Below are 19,298 nucleotides of genomic sequence, written 5' to 3' on the forward strand. Positions count from 1 at the left end.
GCGCCGATGGTACTGCCTCCATGGTGGGGGTGGGAGAGTAGGTCGCCGCCGCATTTCTTTTTCCGGGTTGGGCGGGGTTCTCTTCGGAGGGTCCCGCCTTTCCTTGCGCGCTGGCTTGTGAACATGTGAAATCATGGGTCTGCGAGAATTCCTTGGAAGGATCCGCGGTGAAAAGGGCCGGCCTTCCCGCCGCCGGGTCGAGGTCTTCCCCGGGTAGGTTGGACCGGAACAGGGGCGGGCTCTCCGCTCTTGCCCCTCGTCTCGGTGCCGCTGGAGGTCGGAAGGTCCATGTCGTCTCTCACCTCTGCGCGGCTGCTGCGGCTCCTCTCCCTTTTCCAGGCGAGGCGGGACTGGACCGGGACGGAGCTGGCGGAGCGGCTCGAAGTCACGCCCCGGACTGTCCGGAGGGACGTGCAGCGGCTCCGGGACCTCGGCTACCCGGTGGACGCCACCCCGGGGGTGGCCGGCGGGTACAGGCTCGGGGTCGGGTCCACCCTTCCTCCGCTGCTGCTGGACGACGAGGAGACCGTCGCCGTCGCGGTGGGCCTGCGCGCGGCCGCGTCCGGGGGGTCGCTGTCCGGGATCGAGGAGACCTCGGTCCGGGCCCTGGCCAAGTTGGAGCAGCTGCTCCCGTCCCGCCTCCGGCGCAGGGTCAGCGCGCTGAACACCTTCACCGACACGGTCGGCCGGAAGTCCCCGACCGTCGACGGCGAGTTCCTCACCGTCATCGCCGGCTGCTGCCGGGACGGCGAGCGGCTGCGCTTCCGGTACCGGAACCACCACGGCGAGGAGAGCCGGAGGGTGGTCGAGCCGCACAAGATGGTGCACGCCGCCGGCCGCTGGTACCTGCTCGCCTGGGACACGGGCCGCGAGGACTGGCGGGTGTTCCGGTTGGACCGTATGGAGGGGCCGCTGTCGACCGGACCCCGGTTCGAGCCGCGGACCCCGCCGGAGGACGCCGCGGCCTACGTGGCCCGCGGAATCTCCAGCAGTGCCTACCAGCAGACCGCCCGGGTGCTGGTGCACGCCCCCGAGGAGGAGGTCGCGCAGGGCATGTCCCCCTTCGACGGCACCCTGACCAGGGTCGACGACCGCACCTGCGAGCTCCGCATCGGCGGCAACGGGCTCGACATGCTCGCGGTCTACCTGCTCTTCTTCGGCTTCGACTTCTCCGTTCTGGAGCCGGCCGAGCTGGAGGCGGAGCTGAAGGCGCTGCGCGACCGCATCGACCGCTCCCTCGGCGGCGGCCCGCGGTCCGGTCAGGAGGTCGGGAGCGGCGGCTGAACCGCCGGCGGGGAGGAGCTGAGATTCTCCCGGCGGAGGGGCGGGGGAGGAGTCGCCGTCGATTTATCGACAAAGCGACTCGTCGATGAATCGTGCTGCAGATAACAGCGGATACGGAGTGTCCGTAACAGGGGCGGTTTCGGTCGGGTGTCGATGGCGGCGAGGTGCGGCCGCACGGAAGGGCGGCGCGGCGGAGCGCGCGCGAGGAGCGGCGAGGAGAGGGGGGAGGGGAGGAGAAGGAGGCGGTCCGGGGCGGAGGCCGGCCGCGGGCAGGACTGACGGGAAGGCGACCGGCCCGACCGCGGCCGGAGCGTCTTCCTCGGGGTTCGCACGCCACCGGGAGGAGGGCGGGAGCGCGCGGGGAGACCGCCCTGCCGCTCGGGCCGGGCGGTGCGAGGGCGCGGAGAGGTTATTCGTCGTCGCTGGGGGGCGTACCGGGAGCGTCGATCAGCTGGCGCACCAGCGCCAGGAACTCTTCGTCGCTCATCGTGGCCCAGTCCACACGCTCGTTCATGTTGAGCGGTTTCCCCGGCTTCAAGATCGATAAGCATGAATAGCCGGATCCGGCCGGAGGAAACGTGAAACCCCTGCTCAGGGCGGCCTTCTCGGCGGGCCTTCCGGGATCAGAAGCGGCGGTTCACCGCGGCCCGGCACTGCGGGCAGCGGCACCGCTTGTTGAAGCCGGTCACCGTGCCGTGCGGGAGGGCGGGGTCGCGCTCGGCGGTGAGGGTGGCGTCGAGCTGGTCGCCGAAGGACGCGAGGATGCGGGCGGCGGAGAAGACCTGCTGCGGGGTCATGCCGAGGTCGTGCGCGGCGTCGTCGATGTGCTCCCCCTTGCGGAGCTTCGCGATCAGACGCGAACGCAGCGGCGGCGGGAATTCCTCCTCGGCGTTCGCGATCAGCTGCTCGGCATCGTCGATGGGGTGGCTCATTGTCGTCCTTCTGAGTGCGGGAACCGGGCGCCCGGGGGCGCCCGTCCTGCTGCATGGTACGCGTTCCAGCGGGCGCGGCGGCCGCCGGTGACGATGATCTCCGGCGGGGTGGGAAGCCGGCCCTGAGGGAGGAGCGTTGTGGAAAGCGGAGGCCACGGGGGCGGTGCCGCGCGAGGCGGGCCCCCGGGGCACGGGGCGGAGGCCGCTGCTACGATCCCGGATCGGGACCGGCTTCGAACTCCTGTTCCCCCGGACGAGGGCGCTGTACCCGGTCAAGACAAGACGGCGCGCGACTGACCACCGCTCTTCCGGGAGGCGCGCCATGGCGTGGATCGTTCTCGTCGTATCCGGGTTCCTTGAGACCGTCTGGGCCACCGCCCTGTCCAAGACCGAGGGCTTCACCCGGCTCTGGCCGACCCTCACCTTCGGGGTCGCCCTGGTGCTCAGCATGGCCGGCCTGGCCTACGCGCTGAGGAGCATCCCGGTGGGCACCGGGTACGCGGTCTGGGTCGGAATCGGGGCGATCGGCACCGCGGTGGTGGGCATGGTCTGGATGGGCGAGGGCGTGAACCTCGCGAAGATCCTGTGCCTGCTGTTGCTGGTGAGCGGAATCGTGGGGCTCAAGCTGCTGCACTGAGGCCGCGCAGGGCGGGAATCGGCGAAGAACTCCCGGCTGATTTCTAGGAATTCATTGCTAGAGGCTAGGTGTAGTGCTTCGCTAGAGCCACGGAACCGGTACGTCGCGTGTACGGATCAGTGCTATGACCAGCCCCACCGTCCGACGCCGCCGGCTCAGCGCTGAGCTGCGCCGGAGGCGCGTCCAGGCAGGAATGACCCTGAGCGACGTCGCCGACGTGCTCGAATGGTCCCCTGCGAAGCTGGGCCACATCGAGACCGGGATACGCAAGTGGCCCTCGGTCATGGAGGTCTCCGCGCTCCTGGAGCTGTACGGGGTGACGGGGGGCCAGCGGGAGGCCGTGCTCACCCTGGTGCGGGAGTCGCGGCTGCGCCCCTGGTGGACCGAGTACGAGGACGTGCTCTCCTCCGCCTACGTCGGCAACGAGGCGGGCGCGGTGGCCATCGACACCTACGCCGGGATCCTCGTCCCCGATCTGCTGCAGGCCCCCGAGTACACCGCGCTGCTGGCCCGCGCCCGCGGGCACGGCGAGCGGACCGCCGAGCGGATGGTGGCGGCCTACCTGAAGCGGCAGGAGGTCCTGGACCGGGACAGCCTGCTCCGCTACAGCGCGGTGATCGAGGAGGACGCGCTGCGCCGGCTCTCCGGCGACCCCGACCTGCTCCACGCCCAGCTGCGCCGGATCATCGAGGTGGCGCTCTCCAACGACCGGGTGACGGTGCGGCTGGTGACCACCTCCGCCGGGCCGCACACCGGTTCCTCCGGTCCGTTCACCGTGCTGGAGTTCGACGAGGACGAGGCGTCGCTGGCGTTCGTGGACACCCCGCAGGGCGGGACGATCGTGGAGTCGGAGGAGGAGGTCCGCGGGTGCCAGCGGGTGTGGAGCGGCCTGCTCCGCGCGGCGCTGGACCCCCAGGCGACGCTGACCAACCTCAAGCGCCTCTCGCTGCTCACCTGACCCGGTCGGCGCCCCGGTGCCGACCGCGGCCGGTTCCGGCCGGTCCGCCCGCGCGGCGCCGGCGCGGCTCTCCGGGCGCGTCCTTCCCGGTCGCGTCCGCGGTTCCCGCGCCGTTCCGCCCTGCGCCGGGGGTGTCGCGGGCGCTCGCCCGGCCGTCCGGGGCCCGGTGAACCCGACGGGGTGGGGCGGCGGGCCGGGGGGTTGCTAGTCTGCTGGGAGACAACCCCATAAAGTTCTCTACTGACGCCTTCCGCTCGGTGCTGTACCTCCGAGCCCGTGCGTCATCATTCGACCGCATTACCCGTGATCTAAGTAAGGGGTCCACGCCGTGAAGAAGATCATCGTGCTGGTGCTGGTGGCCCTCGGCGCGTTCGCCGTCTACCGGAAGATCCAGGCCGACCGCGCCGAGCTCGACCTGTGGACGGAAGCCACCGCGGCCAGCGAGAACTAGTTCCGTCGCAGACCGGTCAGCCACGGCACCGAGGGTGCCGGTGGCTGTCGGTTGTGCCGTGGGCGGCGTTCGTCCCCTTGCGGCGCCCACGACCTCCCCCGCGGGGCGGTATGCTCTAGACGGCCGACGCCCGTCAGGGGCGTGCCGGGGGCCATAGCTCAGCTGGCAGAGCGCTGGTTTTGCATACCAGAGGTCAGGGGTTCGACTCCCCTTGGCTCCACCCATATCGATACAGGTCGAGAACGTGAAGACGGCCGCTCTCCCGATCAGGGAGGGCGGCCGTCGCGCATTCGGTGCACATGGTGCCGGAGCGGGCCGGCGGGATCGCCATGACCGGCGGCGGGGGACACCGCCCTGCCCGGCCGCCGCGGAGGCGGACACCCCCGGTCGCGGGGTTCCGGGGCAAGGCTTTGCCCGGTGGGGAGAGACAGCGCGCGCCTGCGGGGCGAATGTCGGTGGTGGACGTCACACTGCGATCCCGGGCGCTCTGCCCGGGCGGTGAAGGGAGCGACCATGATCACCACCGATTTCGTTCCGGGTTCCCCGTGCTGGCTCGACCTGGGGGCGGCCGATCCGGACGCCGCCGTCCGGTTCTACTCCGCGGTGTTCGGCTGGGAGGCCGACCGGGGGACGGAGGGCTACACGATCCTGCGCCGGGCCGGCCGGGCGGTGGGGGCCGTCGGGGTGCTCACCGAGGAGGGGGCCCGGCCCGCCTGGGTGGTCTACTACGCCACCGAGGACGCCGACGCCGCCGCGGAGGCGGTGGAGGAGGCCGGCGGGGCGGTCCGCGCACGGCCCTTCGACGTCGGGGACGCCGGGCGGATCGCGCAGCTCAGCGACCCGCAGGGCGGCGAGTTCGCGGTCTGGCAGGCGGGCACCGTGGCCGGCCTGGAGGACACCGACGGACCGGACTCCTTCGGCTGGGCCGAGCTGTGGACGCCCGACGCGGCCGCGGCCCGCGCCTTCTACGAGTCGGTGTTCGGCTGGTGGTACACGGACTTCCCGATGCCCGACGGGGAGGGCGGCGACGCGACCTACACCATGATCGCCCCGAAGGGGCAGCCGGCGGAGCGGATGCACGGCGGCCTGATGCAGGTCGGCGCGGAGGAGCTGGCCGGGAGCGGTGGGAAGGCCGACTGGCACCCGGTGTTCTTCGTGGCCGACTGCGACGCCTCCGCGGCCAGGGCCGGCGGCTCCGGCGGGCGGCTGCTGATGGGGCCGGAGGACGCCACGGGGGTGGGCCGGCTGGCGGTCTGCACCGATCCCGAGGGCGCCGGATTCGTACTGCTGGCCCCGTCCCCGGACTGAACCCGGTGGATATCCTGATGGGCGGGAGCGCTCCGCCCCGGACGGGGTTCAGGGTCGCGTCAGGGCGTTCCCCGATGGCCCGTCCTCTCCCGACCGGGCAGGATGGGCAGCGGTAGACGCGGTCCGGCGATGCGGTGAGGAGTGAACGTGGCCGTGCATGATCCGATCCCGCGTCCAGGGCGGGGGCCCGGAAACGGTCCCCAGGTCCCGCAGATCCGCCTCACCCATGCCGACCGGGACGCCGCGGCCGAGCAGCTGCGCCAGGCCTTCTCCGAAGGGCGGCTCGACGAAGACGAGTTCGACGAGCGGATCGACGCGGCGCTGAAGGCCAAGTTCCCGGCCGACCTGGAGCCGCTGCTCCGGGACGTCGTCCCGGTCAACCCCCGGCAGCAGGGCGCGCAGATCCCCGGCGCCGCCCAGGCGCCGGCCGTCCAGGAGGGGGCGCCGACCGGCGCCGAGCGGGTCTGGGGGGCCGCGGCGCACGTGTCCGGCTACCTCCTGCTGCCGCTCGGCCCGCTCCTGGTGCTGCTCCTCCAGGGCGACAGCTCGCCGTTCGTCCGCCGGCACGCGATGGAGGCGCTCAACTACCAGCTGACCACGGTGATCGGCTGGATCGTCGGCTTCGGCCTGTTCTTCCTGGTGCTGCCGGCGATCGCCGCGGTCCTGATGCTGCTGGGGTGGATGTTCCTGCCCGCGATCGCCGGCCTGGTCACGCTGCTGGGCAGCGGCTGGAAGTACCCGCTGACCTGGCGCCCGGTGAAGGACCGCTAGACGGCCGAGGGGAGGGGGCGGTCGGCTGCTCCTCCCCGCACACGATGATCTCGGCGTTGCGGCCCTATCAGAGCGCGGTGGTTTCCAGTTCCTGTTGCAACACCACGCACCAGAGGACAGGGGGACCGGCCGGTCGGTCGGGTGCGGCGCCCCGCAGAGTGAAGGTTCAGACGGGCGGCGACGGCGGGCAGGGGACCGGCCGGTCGGTCGGGTGCGGCGCCCCGCGGAGTGAAGGTTCAAGCAGGCGGCGACGGCGGAGGTAGGGGCGGGGTGCGAGTGTCGCCCGGGTGCGGCGCCTCGCGGGGGCGGGGTTCAGGCGGACAGCGACGGCGGCAGTGGGAACCGGCTGGTCGGTCGGGTGCGGGAGAGCGGGTGGGGCCGGTCGGAGTGAGCCGGGGCGGTCGGGGCGGCGGGTTCGCCGTGCCCGCGTCGCCCCGGGCGCCGGGGCCGGCCGCCTCTGAAACCGCTGCCCCTCTCTGACCTGGGTGAATACGCAGGGTGATGGTGGGGCGGGGCGCCCTGCGCACCGCGAGAGCACCTCGGTGATTCCCGGGCGCGCATCCCGGCCCGGATCGGCCCCCGGCAGCCTGAACTGCCCCGATCGGGCCGGTGGCGAGGGGTTCGAGCCGCCCGGAAGGCCGGAAGGCAGGGGCCGGAACCCGAGCAGGAGCAGCGTGGGGGCGAGATGTCGCATTCATCCCCCCACCAGGCCCCGCCTTGGCCACTCTGGGTGACCGACGAGGGGGCGATGGGGGCTTCGGGGCTTACTACTCGCTGGTAGATGCAATCGGGGTGCTGCGGAGGTGCGCAGGCCGCCCCCGCCCCTGCCCGTTCCCTGCCGCAAACCGGGCATATAGGGATAAGGCCCCTGGCGGACGCGAGCGGGCCCGCCCGCACCGCCGAGGCGCCGCCGGTTCCCGCCGGGAGCACGCGCGGGCCGGGCCGGTGAACGCGGCGCCCCCGCCCTCGCCGCCAGCCTGAACCCCGCCCCCGTGGGGCCTGGCACCCGGGCGACCACCTCCGCCCCCGCCCCTACCGCTGCCGTCGCCGCCGGTCTGAACCTTCGCTCCGCGGGGCGCCGCGCCGGACCGACCAGCCGGTTCCCACCGCTGCCGTTGCCGCCGGTCTGAACCTTCGCTTCGCGGGGTGCCGCGCTTGACCGACCGGCCGGCACGCCCCCTCCCTGCCGTCGCCGCCCGTCTTGACCTTCGCTCCGCGGGGTGCCGCGCTTGGGCGATCGCCTGCGCCCCGGCCCTACCCCTGCCGGCGCCGCCGGCGTGAACCCTCGCCCCGTGGGGCGCCGCACCCGGCCGGGGCACCTCCAGTCCCTCGAGCCTCCCCGAGTTCCTCGTTCTCGTTCCTCGTTCTCGTCGTTGCAACGGCTACTTGACGACAAGCGCTCTGATCCCCCCGCAACGCCAAGATCATCGTGTGCGGGGAGGCGCGGGGGAAGAGGGAGGGGCGGCCCGGCCCCTCGGACCGGACCGCCCCCGCGGACGCGTCCCGGCGGCGGCCGCCGGGAGGCCGCTCACTTCTCGGCGCGGCCGTTGGACTCGGCCGGGGCGGTGCCGACGCCGGCGGTCTTCTTCTCCTCCGCCTCGTCCGCCTGCGCGGTCTCCTCGTCCGCCTTCTTGCCGGCGCGGGACGCCTTGGCGGCGAGCTTCTCCCGCGTTTCGCGGACCTGCTCGCGGGCCTGGTCGAGGTTCTCCTGCCACTCCGCGTCCTGGGCGGCCTTGCGCAGCTTGATGACGCCGTACAGGGCGAGCGCGCCCAGCGCCGCCACGCCGGCGTAGACCACCGGCCGGGGGATGCGGCGCCCGCCCTGGCGGGCGGCCATCAGGCCGCGCCGGGCCGGGTTCGGCTCGACCCGCTGGGCCGCGGTGTTCAGCAGGTCGGAGACGCGCGGTGCGACGGTGTCCTCGACCCGGAGCGCGGCGGTCTCCAGCCGGGGGGCGGTCCAGCCGCGGGCGCGGAGCAGCCGCTGCTCCGCCAGGGACCTGGCCTGCTCGGCGCGGGACCGGGCCTGGTCGGCGTAGGGGCCGAAGCGGTCGGCCTGCTCGCGGGCGAGCTCCTGCAGCCGCGCCATGGCCGCCTCGGCATCGAAGTCGCCCCGGCGGCGCTTGATCTGGATGGCCACGGTGATCTCCTTATTGCGTCGAACGATATGGATACGCCCCTGCCCACTGGTGCGGGCCCCCATGCATCGGCCGGAGGGTCGGTCCGATCACCCTGTCCACCGGTGGGCGTTATGCACGTGTTATCTCAACATACGCGCTCCGCCGGTCCCGAACGGGGCTCCGACACGGAAACGGTGCCCGGCAGGGCCCGGAGCGCCCCGGAGCGCTGCGGGGCGCCGGAGCGGGGCCGGTAACGTGGGGGCGTAAGCGAAGGCGAAGAAAGGCAGTTGGGTGAGCGACTCGAACACCCAGCCCAAGGCGCGGCTGAAGACCAACAAGGGCACGATCACCGTCAGGCTCTTCGGGGACAAGGCCCCGGAGACGGTGGAGAACTTCATCGGGCTCGCCGAGGGCGGCAAGCAGTGGATCGACCCGACCACCGGCAAGCCGAGCAACGGCAAACTGTACGACGGCACGGTCTTCCACCGGGTCATCGAGAACTTCATGATCCAGGGGGGAGACCCGCTGGGCAACGGCCGCGGCGGCCCCGGCTACAAGTTCAAGGACGAGTTCCACCCGTCCCTGCGCTTCGACCGCCCCTACCTGCTGGCGATGGCCAACTCCGGGGCGAACACCAACGGCTCGCAGTTCTTCATCACCGTCGGCACGCCGGACTGGCTGAACGACCGGCACACCATCTTCGGCGAGGTCGTGGAGGGGGCCGAGGTCGTGCAGGCGATCTCGGAGGTGCAGACCAACGCGCAGGACCGCCCGGTGGAGGACGTGCGCATCGAGTCCGTCGAGATCGTGCGCTAGGGGACCGGATCCCATGTCAGCGGAGGACTCCGGGACCGAGGGCGCCGGCGCCGCGCCGGCGGTGCCCACCTGCTACCGCCACCCCGACCGGGAGACCTACGTCTCCTGCACCCGGTGCGAGCGGAACATCTGCCCCGACTGCATGCGCGAGGCGGCCGTGGGCCACCAGTGCCCGGACTGCGTGGCCGAGGGGAACCGCGGGCTGCGGGCACCGCGCACGGTGCTCGGCGGCAAGGCGGTCTCGGCGCCCTACGCGACCTGGACCTTCCTGGCCCTGATGGTGCTCGGCTACGTCGCCCAGCTGGTCGACGAGGCGGTCAGCGGCGGCATGCTCACCGGGGCGCTGGCGATGAACCCGTGGCGGGTCATCGTGCAGGGCGACTGGTACCTGCTGATCACCGCGGCGTTCCTGCACGGAGGGGTGCTGCACCTGGCGTTCAACGGCTTCGCGCTGTACGTGGTGGGGCGGCAGCTGGAGGACTGGCTGGGCCATCTGCGCTTCACGGTGCTGTGGCTGCTCAGCGCGGTCGGCGGCTCGGTGCTGTCGATGGCGGTCGCGGTGGCCGGGGCGGTCGCCGCCCCGACGCCGGCCGACATCCCGGTGCAGCTCTCGGTGGGAGCCTCCGGGGCCATCTTCGGGCTGTTCGGGGCGGTGCTGCTGGTCGGCCGGCGGCTGCGCCTGGACACCCGGTTCATCCTGGGGCTGCTGGCGGTGAACCTGCTCATCACCTTCCTGGTGCCGGGGATCTCCTGGACGGCGCACATCGGCGGGCTGGCCACCGGCCTGGTGCTGGGCGCCGGCTTCGCCTACCTGCCGCGCCGGGAGGGCGCCTCGCGGACCGCCGCGCACATCGCGGTGGCGGTGGCCTGGGCGGTGGTGCTGGCGGCGGTGGCGGTGGCCTCGGCGGTCATCGGCACCGATGCGCTGATGCAGCAGATGACGGCGGCCTGAGCCGCGCCGCCGGCGGCGGCGCGGCCGAGGACGGCGGAAGGGGCGGGAACCCGGTTCCCGCCCCTTTTCGCTTTTCCGCTCCTGCTCGGCGCCGCGCCGTTCCGGTCCGTCCGGGACCGCGGTCCGGGCGGCCGCTCCGGACCGTCCGGCGGGCACGCCGAAGCCGCGGGGGCGGGTTGTGCATACTTTCCCGCAGCCTGTGGAAAAGTATGTGGACAAACCCCCGCGGGGTTGTGGAGAAAGTCGTGTATAGCGCTTCTGAACTGCGGAAACGTGATCAGTGCCAGCGTGTGGACAACAGCACGCAAATGATGATTCCGCCGAAGCCGATGGCGAGGTTCCAGTTGCCCAGCTCGCCCATGAACGGGATCTTCCCGTCCACGCCGGCGATGTAGTAGGTCGCGATCCACAGCACGCCGAAGAGCCCGAAACCGAGCATGGTGGGGGCGAGCCAGCGCGGGCTGACCTTGGGCTTGGCCGCCGACGGCGGAGGCGTGTAGACGGCCTTCTTCTTGCGATCGTTGCGGGACTTGGGCACGGTCGCTGCTCCAAAACGAATCGGCCGGGACTTCGGACCTGGTGAGGCACCAGTCTACGCCCGGCGGGCGGTCGGCCGGGCGCCGGAGCCGTCCGGCCCCGGCGCCCGCCTTCGGCTAGCCGCGGTAGTACTGCTCCCAGCCGCGGTGGGTCTGCCAGTCGCGCTCCCAGGGGAACTGGACGTCGTCCTCCCCGCCGTCGGGCGGGACCGGGGAGTCGCCGTCACCGCCGGTCGGCGGGGGCGGGGACTGGCCGTCGGTCGGCCCGTCGGTCGGCTCGTCCTGCGACTCGCGGGCGATGGTCACGGTCACCTCGGTGCCCGGGTCCACCCTGGTCCCGGCCGCGGGGTTCTGCCCGATGACCCGGCCCGGCTCCTGGTCGCCGCTCTCCTCCTCCTGGAAGGAGGCGGTCAGGCCGGCCCCCTGGAGCTCGGACTGGGCCTCGCTCTGCGTCATGCCGCTCAGGTCGGGGACCTCCACCTGGCTCGGCCCGGAGGAGACCACCAGGGCGACCTCGCTGCCGGGGGCGGCCTGCTCGCCCTCGCCCGGGGAGGACGAGGAGACGATGCCCGCCTCGTACTCGTCGGACGGCGCCTCGGAGACATCGCCGACCTGGAAGCCGGCGTCGCTCAGCGCCTGCCGGGCCTCCTCCTCGGACATGCCGACCACCCGGGGGACCTCTTCGCTCTCCGGTCCGGCGGAGATGTACAGGGTGACCCCGTCGTCCGGGGCGATCTCCGTCCCGGCCTCCGGGTCGGTCCGGGTGGCGCTCCCCTCCTCGACGTCGGAGCTGGCCTCCTGCTCGACCTCGATCCGGTCGTCGTCCAGGCCCTCCTCCACCAGGGCGATCCGGGCGTCGGCCTCGCTCTGCCCGGCCACGTCCGGCACGGTGACGGTGTCCTCGTCGCCGCCCCCGCCGCCGCCGAGGAGCAGCCAGCCGCCGATGGCGATCGCCGCGATCGCCGCCAGGGCCAGCACCACCCACAGCGCGGTCCTGCTCTTCCGCTCGCCGGACTCGAAGTCGTCGTCGTAGCGGCCCCGGTCGTAGCGGTCCTCGTCGACCGGGGGGAGCGCGGTGGTGGAGCCGGCCGCGGCCATGGCCATGGTGCCCGCCGCGGGCTGCATGCCCTGCAGGCCGCGCTCCAGGTCCTCGCGCATCTCCTCGGCGCTCTGGTACCGCTCGTCGCGGTCCTTGGCCATGGCGCGCAGCACCACGGCGTCCAGCCACTCGGGGATCTCCGGGTCCACCTCGCCGGGCGGCACCGGGTCCTCCCGGACGTGCTGGTAGGCGATGGAGACCGGGGAGTCGCCGGTGAACGGCGGGCCGCCGGTCAGCAGCTCGTACAGCACGCAGCCGGTGGAGTAGAGGTCGCTGCGGGCGTCCACCCGCTCGCCCCGCGCCTGCTCCGGGGAGAGGTACTGGGCGGTGCCGATGACCTGGGAGGCCTGGGTCATGGTGGCCTGGTCGTCGTTCATCGCCCGCGCGATGCCGAAGTCCATCACCTTGACCTCGGCCTGCCGGGTCAGCATCACGTTGGCCGGCTTGATGTCCCGGTGCACGATGCCGTTGCGGTGGCTGTAGTCCAGCGCCCGCAGGATGCCCATGGTGATCTCGGCGCACCGGTCCGGGAGCAGCTTGCGGCCGTCGTCGAGGAGCTCCTTGAGGGTGCGCCCGTCGACGTACTCCATCACGATGAAGGGCAGCGAGACCCCGTCGACGACGTCCTCGCCGGTGTCGTAGACCGCGATGATCGAGGGGTGGTTCAGCGACGCGGCCGACTGCGCCTCGCGCCGGAACCGCTCCTGGAAGATGTGGTCCCGCGCCAGGTCGTGGCGGAGCGTCTTGACCGCCACCAGCCGGTCCAGACGGAGGTCGCGCGCGCGATGGACCTCGGCCATGCCGCCGCGCCCGACGACGGCGTCGAGTTCGTAGCGGCCTCCGAGAAGCCGGGGCTGTGACATGTCCTGAACAGTTCCTTCAGCGGTTCGCGGTCGGTGGGCGGATCAAGCTCCGTCGTCGTCTCCCGGGTTCTCCCCTTCGCCAGGGCCGGTCCCGCCGCCACCGCCGCCGCCGTTGCCGGGCTCCTCCGTGCTGCCCGGGGGCGGCGGCTCCTCGGTCCCCGGGTCGCCGCCGGGGTCGGGGGTCTCGCCGGGGTCCGGCACGGCCGGGGTCTCGGGGGTGGTCGGCTGGTCCTCGATCGGCGGCGGCGGCTCGCCGCCCGTATCCGGAATGTACCCGCCGCCGCCGGTGTCCTCGTCGACGGCGTCCTCGTCGGGCGCCTCCTCCTCGCCGCGGGTGGCCGACGGGGTGCTGGACGGTGAGGGGCTCTGCTCGTTGCCGACCGGCTGGCCGTTCTGCCCGTCGCCGCCGAACTGCGAGCCGGCCCAGGCCACCCCGATGACCACCGCGACGGCGGCGACCACCGCGGCCAGTACCATCGGCAGGCTCGGCCGGCCGCCGCGCCGGGTCGCGGGCGCGGGCCCCCCGCCCTGCTCCTCGGTGGCGGCGGCGGTGCCCTTCCGCTGGGCGGCGGTGATCGGCCCGCCGCCGCCCAGAACGGTCCTGGTCGGGTCGGTGAGGTCCATCGCCGTGGTGGCGCCCAGGTCGTCGTTGGCGGCGCTGCGCAGCAGCTGGGCGACCCGGGCGACCTCGCCGGCCGACTCCGGCCGGTCGTCCGGCGCCTTGGCCAGCATCGTCTCCACCAGCTCGACGAGCTGCGGCGGAAGCGAGTCGGGCAGCGGCGGCGGGGGCTCCCGGGTGTGCGCCAGTGCCAGCGCGATCGGGCTGTCCGCGGTGAACGGCGGCTGCCCGGCCAGGCACTCGTAGGCCACCACGCCCAGCGCGTAGATGTCCGAGGCGTAGGTGGCCGGCCGGCCGGAGGCCTGCTCCGGCGAGATGTACTGGGCGGTGCCCATCACCATGCCGGTCTGGGTCAGGGTGACCGAGTGCTCGCCGCGGGCGATGCCGAAGTCGGTGAGCTTGACCGTGCCGTCGTCGGTGACCATCAGGTTGCCCGGCTTGATGTCCCGGTGCACCACCCCGCGCCCGTGCGCGGAGGCGAGCGCCGCGGCGGACTGGGCGAGGATGTCCAGGGTCGCGCCGGGCTCCAGGCCGTCGTTGCGCTTCAGGATGGACGACAGCGTCTCGCCGAGGACCAGCTCCATGATGAGGAACGCGCGGTCGCCCTGCTCGCCGTAGTCGTAGACCTGGGCGATGCCCGGATGGGACAGGCCGGCGGTGATCCGCCCCTCGGTGCGGAACCGCTCGCGCGCGGTCGGCTCGGCCATCTGCGCCGGGTGCAGCAGCTTCACCGCGACCGGCCGGTTCAGGATGGTGTCGGTGGCGCGCCACACGGTGCCCATCCCGCCCGAGCCGATCTGCTCGTCGAGCTGGTAGCGGCCGCTGAGCAGATCGCCGGACGGCCCGCTGCGCTCCCCGGCGCCGGAGTCGTTGTCGGTCACTGGTCGATCACAGCTTCCATGATCCGCTTGGCGATGGGAGCGGCGAGCGTTCCGCCGCTGCCGCCGCCGTGCTCCACCACGACCGCGACCGCGACCTGCGGGTCGTCGGCGGGTGCGAAGGAGACGAACCAGTTGTGCGTCGGCCCGCTGGCGGTCTCGGCGGTACCGGTCTTGCCGGCCACCTGCATGCCGGGGATGGCGCCCCCGGGACCGGAGGCCTCCGCGCCCTCGGTCACCCCGATCATCATCTGGGTCAGGTCCTCGGCGCTCTTGGCGCTCACCGCGGTGCTCAGCGTCTCGGGGGTGTGCCCCTCGATCTCGGACAGGTCCGAGTCCTTCACCGACTCCACCAGGTACGGCTTCATGACGTCGCCGTCGTTGGCGATGCCGGCGGCGACCATGGCCATCTGCAGCGGGGTCGCCTCGACGTTGGCCTGGCCGATGCCGGAGCGGCCGAGGGTGTTGCGGTCGTCCTCGGTGGGGTAGAGGCTGCCGGTCACCGGGAGCGGGATCGCCATCTCCTCCCCGTTGAAGCCGAACTTCTCCGCCTGCTCGGTCATCTTGTCGGCGCCGAGCTCGATCGCCCAGTTGGCGAAGGAGGTGTTGCAGGAGCGCTCGATGGAGTGCGCCAGCGTGTCCGGGTCGCCGCCGTTGCACGGCCCGCCCCAGGCGTTGGGCAGCGGCACGCCCAGGTCCAGGGTGGCGGGGGCGTCCATGGTGGACTCCGGGGTGGCGCCGTTCTCCAGCGCCGCCGCCGCGGTGACCAGCTTGAAGGTGGAGCCCGGCGGGTAGCGCTCGTTGAGCGCCCGGTTCAGCAGCGGCTTGTTCTCGTCGGCCTCGTAGTCGGTCCAGGCCGTGTTGGCCGCCTCGGCGTCGGTGACGCTGCTGACCGCGTTGGGGTCGAAGGTCGGGTTGGAGTAGGAGGCGAGCACCGCGCCGGTCTCCGGGTCCAGGGCGACGGCCGCGCCGTTCTTGCCCAGCTCCTCGAAGGCGGCCTGGGCGGCCTCCTGGGCCTTGGCCGACAGGGTCAGCTCGACGCTGGCGCCCTGGTGCTCCTTGCCGGTGAGGCTGTCGATGAAGTTCCGCACCACCAGGCGCTCGTCGGACCCCTCCAGCAGCGCGTTCTGCCGGGTCTCGATGCCCTCGCCGCGCACCGGGAAGGTGCCCACCAGGTGGGCGTAGAGCCCGCCCGCGGGGTACTTCCGCTGGTACTTGTCGTCCTCCTCCTCGCCGAGCGGCTCGGAGAAGGCGACCTCCTCGCTGCCCACCAGGATCGGGCCGCGCGGCTGGGTCAGCTGGTTGGCGTACTGCCGGTTGTTGAACGGGTGCTCGCGGAGCGACTCGGCCTGGAACACCTGGATGTAGCTGACGTTGACCAGGAGCACGCCGAACAGCGCCATGGCGAAGAAGGCGAGGCGGCGGATCGGCTTGTTCATCGGGAGATCACCTGGGTGGCGCCCTCATCCTGGATCGACTGCGGGGCGGGTTTGCGGGCGTTGTTGCTCATCCGCATGAGCAGGGCGAGCATGATCCAGCTGGACAGCAGGGCCGAACCGCCCTTCGCCACGAACGGGATGGTCGCACCGGTCATCGGGATGACCCGGGTGACGCCGCCGATGACCACGAAGGTCTGGAAGGCGATGAGGAAGGAGATGCCCGAGGCGAACATCTTGATGAACAGCTCCTTGGCCGCCAGCGCGATGCGCATGCCCCGCTCGACCAGGAGCGCCAGCGCGAGCAGCATCACCATCAGGCCGGTCAGGCCGAGCTCTTCACCGAACGCGGTGAAGATGAAGTCGTTCTGCACCTCGGGCACGTAGCCCGGCTGCCCGCCGCCCAGCCCGGCCCCGGTCAGGCCGCCCTGGGCGAGCGCGAACAGGCCCTTGACCAGCTGCTGGCTGGTGCCGGAGGTGGTGCAGAAGGCGTTGGGGTCGTTGAGGAACTGGTCGGTGCAGTACACCTCGGGGTTGAACGCGTCCAGCCAGGTCACCATGCGGACCCGGAAGTGCGAGACGAACGGGTAGAGCAGGGCGCAGGCGCCGAAGAAGGCGACCAGCCCGATGGCGATCCACGACGACCGGTGGGTGGCCACGTAGATCATCGCCAGGAAGGTGCCGAACAGCAGCAGCGAGGTGCCCAGGTCGTTCATCAGGATGACCAGGACGATGATGCAGAAGCCCCACATGAGGGCCATCGGCGCCATGTCGCGCATCCGCGGCAGGGCGAGGACCTTGAACCGGCCGATCTTGACCTGCTTGCCGGCCAGGGAGAGCACGTCGCGCTTGCTCACCATGTAGCCGGACAGGAAGATCACCAGGGCGATCTTGGCGAACTCCGAGGGCTGCAGCGAGGTGAACCCGAGGTTGACCCACTGGCGGGCGCCGTTGATCGTCATGCCGAGGCCGGGGATCAGCGGCAGCAGCAGCAGGAACACCGCGGAGAGCGCGGTGATGTAGGGGTAGCGCTGCAGGATCCGGGGTTCCTTCAGGAAGAAGATGATCCCCGCGAACACGGCCATGCTGGCCGCGGTCAGGATGAGCTGGCTCATCGCGCTGCCGTTGGAGGTGTCGCCGGTCGCCTCGAAGAGCCGCCACAGCATCGCCAGGCCGAGCCCGTTGAGCAGGGTGCCGATCGGCAGCAGCAGCGGGTCGGACCAGGGCGCGAAGAACCGGATGAACACGTGCGCCAGGATCGCCAGCCCGCCGAAGAGCGCCCCGTACAGGAAGAGGCTGGGCGGCATCTCCCCGTTCCGGGTGAGGCCGGCCTCGATCATGGCGAACAGGGTGAGCCCGATCGCCATGAGCGTCATCACGAGCTCGGCGTTGCGCCGCTTGACCGGGGGCAGCGGCCGGTTGGGGACGGGAGCGCTCATCTACCCCTCCCCGCCGGTCGCCGGCTGCTCGGCGCCGCCGGCCGGGGCCTGCTCCTGGGGGGCCTCACCGGGCACCGCGCCCTGCGGGCCCTCCTGGGAACCGGGCTCCTGGGAGCCGGAGCCGCCCCGCTCCCCGGACTCCGTGGCGGTGCCGCTCTTGTCGTTCTGCGCCCCGCCCTGCCCGCTGCACTCGGGGTCGTCCGCGCACTTCTCGGCCTCGGCGCGCAGCGCCTCGATCCGCTCGTCGGCGGCGGCCCGGTCGTCGACCTCCAGGCCCTCGGCGATCAGGTTGCGCTGGTTCTCCGGGAGCGAGTCCAGCGGGATGTCGGTGGCCTCGTCCAGGTCGGCCAGGCTGAACCCGGCGATGTCGGTGTTGACGCCGTTGTAGACCGCGACGTTGCGGTCGTCGGGGGTGGGCGCGATGAAGTACTGGCTGCCGATGTAGGAGGAGGCGAAGTAGTAGCCGGCGCCGGCCACCACCGCCACCACGGCGAGGAACACCAGGACCATCGGCCACCAGCGGCGGGTGCGCTGCTCCGGCTCGTCGTCCTCGTCGGCGGGGGGCGGCGGGGCGGGGGAGCGGAGGTTGGGGACGCGGTCCATCTCGGCGGTGTCGCCGGCCCGCTGGTTGAGGTTCTGCGCCCGGCCGGCCGGGGTGTCCGGGGTCATCACCGGCTCCCGGCGCTGGTCGGCGGCGCCGACCAGGAACGTCTCCTGGGTGGGGCCGCCCTGGTCGGTCGCGCTGTCGATGACGTCGGCGATCACCGCGGTGATGTTGTCCGGCCCGCCGCCCCGGTTGGCCAGGTCGATCAGGCGCCGGGCGGCCGCCTCCGGGCTGCCCTCGGCGAGCAGCGTCTCCTTGATCGTCTCGGCGCTGACCACGCCGGACAGACCGTCGGAGCAGAGCAGGTAGCGGTCGCCGACGGCGGCCTCGCTGACCGAGATGTCCGGGTCGACCTGGCTGCGGCCGTCCAGCGCGCGCAGCAGGAGGGAGCGCTGCGGGTGGGTGGCCACCTCCTCCTCGGTGATCTTGCCCTCGTCCACCAGGGTCTGCACCAGGGTGTGGTCGTGGGTGATCTGCCCGAACTCCCCGCCGCGCAGCAGGTAGGCGCGGGAGTCGCCGACATGGACCAGGGCCACCCGGGAGCCGGACCACAGCATCGCGGTCAGGGTGGTGCCCATGTTCTCCAGCCGGGGCTCTTCGCGGACCCGCTGGGCGAGGGTGCCGTTGGCGGTCTCGACGGCTCTGAGGAGGGACCCCGTCATCTCCTCGGCGGTGGTCACGTCGTCATCGAGCGGCATGAGGGTCGAGATGGCGATCGCGCTCGCGATCTCCCCGCCCGCATGTCCGCCCATCCCGTCGGCGACCGCGAGGAGGTACGGGCCGGCGTAGGCGGAGTCTTCGTTGCCTTCGCGGAGGCATCCTACGTCGGAGTACGCCGCGTATCGGAGAGCGATTGTCATTTGCGCAGTTCCAGGACGGTCTTGCCGATGCGGATGGGTTGCCCCACCGAGATGGGCTGGGGGTGGGTCAGCCGCTGCTGGCCCAGGTAGGTGCCGTTCGTCGAGCCGAGGTCTTCAACGATCCACTTGCCCTGGTCGGAGAAGACCCGGGCGTGCCGACCGGAGGCGTAGTCGTCGCTGATGACGAGCGTGCAGTCCTTGGCGCGGCCGATGACGATCGGTTGCGAGGTGAGGTCGAGGGAGGTTCCGGCGAGCGACCCCTTGGTGACGACGAGCGTGCGCGGCTCGTTGCGCCGACCCCGGGGGGCGCGGGGCGCGGGGGAGGAGCGCCGGGGGGCGGGCCGCTTGGGCTTCTTGCTCTTGCCCTTGGTGGAGGGGCCGAGAAGATCGGTGCGGATGACACCGACCGCCATGATGACGAACAGCCAAAGCACCGCCAGGTAGACGAGCTTGATCAGCATGAGGGTCAAGTCGGACATCGAACTGTTCTTCAGCCCCTGTCGTGCTCTGGCGGGCGGACCGGGTCGGCGCCGCCACCGCGTTCTCTCGGCTCGAACCCTAGGAGATCGGCGGGGAAAAGCCCAACGGATCCGGTGCGCATCGGCGCCGCCCCTGGTGGGGCGCTGCCGGCCCGCGTTCGTCCGTCGCTGCTGCTCTCCTGGGTCCGCCCCGCGGGTGCGGGGCGGTGCTCTGCGGAACTCGCCTGGACGAGTCCGCCCCCTCAGACGTCGAGGGGGC

General features: G+C 72.3%; 17 protein-coding genes, 1 tRNA gene and 1 riboswitch. Of the genes, 9 read left to right on the forward strand and 9 right to left on the reverse strand.

What is annotated here, in order from left to right; translation table 11 throughout:
• Nucleotides 1-288 precede the first annotated feature (288 nt).
• Complete coding sequence (locus D459_RS32480) at nt 289-1,284, forward strand: helix-turn-helix transcriptional regulator (RefSeq protein WP_040710884.1); 996 nt, start codon at nt 289-291, stop codon at nt 1,282-1,284.
• A gap of 623 nt (nt 1,285-1,907) precedes the next feature.
• Here D459_RS32480 and D459_RS0123155 read toward each other — a convergent pair.
• Nucleotides 1,908-2,216 carry a hypothetical protein gene (locus tag D459_RS0123155; protein WP_017595393.1) on the reverse strand — a complete coding sequence of 103 codons (309 nt, stop codon included), beginning with the start codon at nt 2,214-2,216 and terminating at the stop codon, nt 1,908-1,910.
• Between the two features lie 230 nt (nt 2,217-2,446).
• Nucleotides 2,447-2,508: riboswitch (guanidine-III (ykkC-III) riboswitch) on the forward strand.
• 30 nt (nt 2,509-2,538) lie between these two features.
• Here D459_RS0123155 and D459_RS0123160 point away from each other — a divergent pair.
• The 6 genes from D459_RS0123160 (at nt 2,539) to D459_RS0123185 (ending at nt 6,341) form a co-directional block, all read left to right on the forward strand.
• Nucleotides 2,539-2,853: a DMT family transporter gene (locus D459_RS0123160; RefSeq protein WP_017595394.1), complete on the forward strand. Its 315-nt coding sequence runs from the start codon at nt 2,539-2,541 to the stop codon at nt 2,851-2,853.
• A 124-nt stretch (nt 2,854-2,977) separates the two neighbouring features.
• A complete protein-coding gene (locus tag D459_RS0123165) occupies nt 2,978-3,811 on the forward strand; it encodes a helix-turn-helix domain-containing protein (protein WP_081620674.1) in 834 nt (277 codons plus the stop codon).
• A gap of 328 nt (nt 3,812-4,139) precedes the next feature.
• Nucleotides 4,140-4,262: a DLW-39 family protein gene (locus D459_RS37075; protein WP_017595396.1), complete on the forward strand. Its 123-nt coding sequence runs from the start codon at nt 4,140-4,142 to the stop codon at nt 4,260-4,262.
• A gap of 147 nt (nt 4,263-4,409) precedes the next feature.
• Nucleotides 4,410-4,482, forward strand: a tRNA-Ala gene (locus tag D459_RS0123175).
• 293 nt (nt 4,483-4,775) lie between these two features.
• Nucleotides 4,776-5,570, forward strand: coding sequence for a VOC family protein (locus D459_RS0123180; RefSeq protein ID WP_017595397.1), 795 nt, complete (start codon nt 4,776-4,778; stop codon nt 5,568-5,570).
• A gap of 147 nt (nt 5,571-5,717) precedes the next feature.
• The gene (locus tag D459_RS0123185; protein ID WP_026120689.1) at nt 5,718-6,341 is read left to right on the forward strand and encodes a DUF1707 and DUF4870 domain-containing protein; all 624 of its coding nucleotides are present in this window, start codon (nt 5,718-5,720) and stop codon (nt 6,339-6,341) included.
• A 1,528-nt stretch (nt 6,342-7,869) separates the two neighbouring features.
• On the opposite strand, the gene D459_RS0123190 is transcribed toward D459_RS0123185, so the two are convergent.
• Nucleotides 7,870-8,478: a hypothetical protein gene (locus tag D459_RS0123190; protein WP_017595398.1), complete on the reverse strand. Its 609-nt coding sequence runs from the start codon at nt 8,476-8,478 to the stop codon at nt 7,870-7,872.
• A gap of 271 nt (nt 8,479-8,749) precedes the next feature.
• Between D459_RS0123190 and D459_RS0123195 the strand changes: the two genes are divergently transcribed.
• Nucleotides 8,750-9,274, forward strand: a complete 525-nt coding sequence (locus D459_RS0123195) for a peptidylprolyl isomerase (RefSeq protein ID WP_017595399.1) — start codon at nt 8,750-8,752, stop codon at nt 9,272-9,274.
• Between the two features lie 13 nt (nt 9,275-9,287).
• Nucleotides 9,288-10,226 (forward strand): rhomboid family intramembrane serine protease, encoded by a 939-nt coding sequence (locus tag D459_RS0123200; RefSeq protein WP_017595400.1) that lies wholly within the window; start codon nt 9,288-9,290, stop codon nt 10,224-10,226.
• 277 nt (nt 10,227-10,503) lie between these two features.
• Here D459_RS0123200 and D459_RS0123205 read toward each other — a convergent pair whose 3' ends face one another.
• From D459_RS0123205 to D459_RS0123235, 7 genes are all read right to left on the reverse strand, one after another.
• On the reverse strand, nt 10,504-10,764 hold the full coding sequence (locus tag D459_RS0123205) for a cell division protein CrgA (RefSeq protein ID WP_017595401.1): 261 nt from the start codon (nt 10,762-10,764) through the stop codon (nt 10,504-10,506).
• Between the two features lie 115 nt (nt 10,765-10,879).
• Nucleotides 10,880-12,724, reverse strand: a complete 1,845-nt coding sequence (gene pknB, locus D459_RS0123210) for a Stk1 family PASTA domain-containing Ser/Thr kinase (RefSeq protein WP_017595402.1) — start codon at nt 12,722-12,724, stop codon at nt 10,880-10,882.
• A gap of 42 nt (nt 12,725-12,766) precedes the next feature.
• Nucleotides 12,767-14,224, reverse strand: a complete 1,458-nt coding sequence (locus tag D459_RS0123215; RefSeq protein ID WP_017595403.1) for a serine/threonine-protein kinase — start codon at nt 14,222-14,224, stop codon at nt 12,767-12,769.
• The gene (locus D459_RS0123220; protein ID WP_017595404.1) at nt 14,221-15,660 is read right to left on the reverse strand and encodes a peptidoglycan D,D-transpeptidase FtsI family protein; all 1,440 of its coding nucleotides are present in this window, start codon (nt 15,658-15,660) and stop codon (nt 14,221-14,223) included. Before D459_RS0123220 ends, D459_RS0123215 begins: the two co-directional genes overlap by 4 nt.
• Nucleotides 15,657-17,096 carry an FtsW/RodA/SpoVE family cell cycle protein gene (locus D459_RS0123225; RefSeq protein ID WP_017595405.1) on the reverse strand — a complete coding sequence of 480 codons (1,440 nt, stop codon included), beginning with the start codon at nt 17,094-17,096 and terminating at the stop codon, nt 15,657-15,659. The genes D459_RS0123220 and D459_RS0123225 overlap by 4 nt, the downstream gene beginning before the upstream one ends.
• A complete protein-coding gene (locus tag D459_RS0123230) occupies nt 17,097-18,560 on the reverse strand; it encodes a Stp1/IreP family PP2C-type Ser/Thr phosphatase (protein ID WP_020380303.1) in 1,464 nt (487 codons plus the stop codon).
• A complete protein-coding gene (locus D459_RS0123235; protein ID WP_017595407.1) occupies nt 18,557-19,039 on the reverse strand; it encodes an FHA domain-containing protein FhaB/FipA in 483 nt (160 codons plus the stop codon). Before D459_RS0123235 ends, D459_RS0123230 begins: the two co-directional genes overlap by 4 nt.
• Nucleotides 19,040-19,298: the final 259 nt, after the last annotated feature.

It is taken from the genome of Nocardiopsis potens DSM 45234 (assembly GCF_000341105.1).
Classification (GTDB): domain Bacteria; phylum Actinomycetota; class Actinomycetes; order Streptosporangiales; family Streptosporangiaceae; genus Nocardiopsis_A; species Nocardiopsis_A potens.

Coding starts and splice junctions, on each gene's coding strand:
- D459_RS32480 (WP_040710884.1), top strand. CDS start 289: ATGTCGTCTCTCACCTCTGCGCGGCTGCTGCGGCTCCTCTCCCTTTTC.
- D459_RS0123155 (WP_017595393.1), bottom strand. CDS start 2,216: ATGAGCCACCCCATCGACGATGCCGAGCAGCTGATCGCGAACGCCGAG.
- D459_RS0123160 (WP_017595394.1), top strand. CDS start 2,539: ATGGCGTGGATCGTTCTCGTCGTATCCGGGTTCCTTGAGACCGTCTGG.
- D459_RS0123165 (WP_081620674.1), top strand. CDS start 2,978: ATGACCAGCCCCACCGTCCGACGCCGCCGGCTCAGCGCTGAGCTGCGC.
- D459_RS0123180 (WP_017595397.1), top strand. CDS start 4,776: ATGATCACCACCGATTTCGTTCCGGGTTCCCCGTGCTGGCTCGACCTG.
- D459_RS0123200 (WP_017595400.1), top strand. CDS start 9,288: ATGTCAGCGGAGGACTCCGGGACCGAGGGCGCCGGCGCCGCGCCGGCG.
- pknB (WP_017595402.1), bottom strand. CDS start 12,724: ATGTCACAGCCCCGGCTTCTCGGAGGCCGCTACGAACTCGACGCCGTC.
- D459_RS0123220 (WP_017595404.1), bottom strand. CDS start 15,660: ATGAACAAGCCGATCCGCCGCCTCGCCTTCTTCGCCATGGCGCTGTTC.
- D459_RS0123225 (WP_017595405.1), bottom strand. CDS start 17,096: ATGAGCGCTCCCGTCCCCAACCGGCCGCTGCCCCCGGTCAAGCGGCGC.
- D459_RS0123230 (WP_020380303.1), bottom strand. CDS start 18,560: ATGACAATCGCTCTCCGATACGCGGCGTACTCCGACGTAGGATGCCTC.
- D459_RS0123235 (WP_017595407.1), bottom strand. CDS start 19,039: ATGTCCGACTTGACCCTCATGCTGATCAAGCTCGTCTACCTGGCGGTG.